We start from the raw sequence: 1,952 nt of genomic DNA on the forward strand, positions 1-1,952 counted from the left end.
CTGCCATCTTCGCCAGCGCCGGGATATCGGCGTCGTCCCACAGCCTGAGCTCGATGAAGGGCGTGATCTCCGATGTGTGGTGCATCTCGGTCTGCTCGGTGAAGATGACGCCCCAGCCGCCTTCCGACTTGATGCGGCGCATCTCGGCCGCGGCCGAAGGATCGCGATAGCCCCCGCCATTGCAATGCGGCACCTGATAGAAGCGGTTCTTGGCGGTCACCGGACCGATCTTCACGGGCTCGAACAGAATGTCGTAGCGCGGATCGCGCATGGAACGTGCCTTCCTGCCAGCTCAGCCTTGCAACTTGCCCGATCATGGTTCGAGCCAAGGCGCAAGCCGGCCAGCCCAGTGGGTTGATGCCGTGAGACCATTCATAAGTTGCGGCAAGCGCCGGAAAACAACAGATTTCTTCTGTGCCGGTTAGGCCGCGCCTAATCGCGTTCACCCGGATTAGCATCCGCTGAATTTCGGCTGAGCCAAATGCGACTTCAAGGCCGCCGCTGCGCGATGTTAGATAGCGCCCACGGCCAACGAGACATAAACGCATGGACAGCATCCAGATCCTAGAAAAGCTGATCGCCTTCCCGACGGTGAGCCGCGACTCGAACCTCGTCCTCATCGGTTATGTGGCGGAGCTGCTGGAGGCGCATGGCATTGCTTGCCAGATCATCCGCAGCGAGGACGGCCATAAAGCCAATTTGTTTGCCACCATCGGACCGACTGATGCTTCCGGCATCATGCTGTCCGGCCACACCGACGTCGTTCCGGTCGACGGCCAGGCCTGGACGCTGCCGCCCTTCGAGATGACCAACCGCGACGGCAAGCTTTACGGACGCGGCGCGGCCGACATGAAGGGCTTCGTCGCCTGCGCGCTCGCCACGTGCCTCAAGGCCGCGAAAATGACGCTGAAGACGCCGTTGCATTTGGCACTCTCCTACGACGAGGAGATCGGCTGCATTGGTGTGCGCAGTCTGATCGACATGCTGCAAGCGGCCCCGCAGCGGCCCTTGCTGTGCATCGTGGGCGAGCCCACCGACATGCAGGTGGCGACGGGCCACAAGGGCAAGCTTGCCGCACGCGCGCTTTGCAAGGGACGCGAGGGCCATTCGGCGCTAGCCCCGTTGGCGCTCAACGCCATCCATCTCGGCTGCGACTTCGTCGCCGCCTTGCGCCGCGAGCAGGACCGGCTGGTGCGCGATGGCGCCCGCGACGGCGACTACGACATTGCCTACACAACCGTCCATGTCGGCAAGATCAACGCCGGCGTGGCGCTGAACATCGTGCCGAACCTCTGCCAGGTCGACTTCGAGATCCGCAATGTCGCGGCCGACGACCCGCATGAGATTCTCGAGCGCCTGCGCGTGGAGGCCGCGCGCATTTCCACCGAAGCCTCGGCTATCGCGCCTGAGGCGGCAATCGACATCGACATCACCAACACCTATCCCGGCCTGGACACGCCGGTCAGTTCGCAAGCCGTCGCTTTCATCAAATCGCTGACCGGCGCCAACAACACCATCAAGGTTGCCTACGGCACGGAGGGCGGCCTGTTCAGCCGCGATCTCGGCACGCCGACGGTCGTGTGCGGACCGGGATCGATGGCGCAGGGACACAAGCCGGATGAGTTCGTCAGCGTCGAGCAGATGCGCCGTTGCGATGGCATGCTGGAAAAATTGCTGCAGCGGCTTGCCGACCAGCAGTTGGCTTAACCGGGGCTACTTCTGTGGAAGTGCTGCCTAGCCGACAGCCCGCTCGGCGCCGAACACGCCTTGCTCGACGACGAAATGCCGGCAGTGGTCGATGAACGCCTGGACGGTTTGCGTACGGTGTTCGGAACTGGGCAAGGCGACGCCCATGGTCAGCGGCCGCAGATCGCCGTCCAGCGGCACGAAGACCAGCGGCTTGCCGTCCGGCGCCAGCGTGTTGAGCGGCCGCATATTGGCGATGCCGTAGC

The 1,952-nt window shown here is 63.6% G+C and carries 1 protein-coding gene and 2 pseudogenes; 1 reads left to right on the plus strand and 2 read right to left on the minus strand.

Translation table 11 applies throughout. From position 1 onward, the window contains the following. A pseudogene (locus tag EN750_RS31940) lies at nucleotides 1-271 on the minus strand (NADH:flavin oxidoreductase); the annotation flags it as partial. A 275-nt stretch (nucleotides 272-546) separates the two neighbouring features. Between EN750_RS31940 and argE the strand changes: the two are divergent. Continuing rightward, nucleotides 547-1,707: an acetylornithine deacetylase gene (gene argE, locus EN750_RS31945; protein WP_127399079.1), complete on the plus strand. Its 1,161-nt coding sequence runs from the start codon at nucleotides 547-549 to the stop codon at nucleotides 1,705-1,707. A gap of 27 nt (nucleotides 1,708-1,734) precedes the next feature. Here the strand turns inward: argE and EN750_RS31950 are convergent. Continuing rightward, a pseudogene (locus EN750_RS31950) lies at nucleotides 1,735-1,952 on the minus strand (LysR family transcriptional regulator); the annotation flags it as partial.

Origin of the sequence: Mesorhizobium sp. M7A.F.Ca.ET.027.03.2.1, from assembly GCF_003999175.1 — a bacterium.
GTDB lineage: Bacteria > Pseudomonadota > Alphaproteobacteria > Rhizobiales > Rhizobiaceae > Mesorhizobium.

Bases quoted from the DNA above. Each gene is read 5' to 3' on its own strand.
- argE (WP_127399079.1), top strand. From the start codon at position 547: ATGGACAGCATCCAGATCCTAGAAAAGCTGATCGCCTTCCCGACGGTG.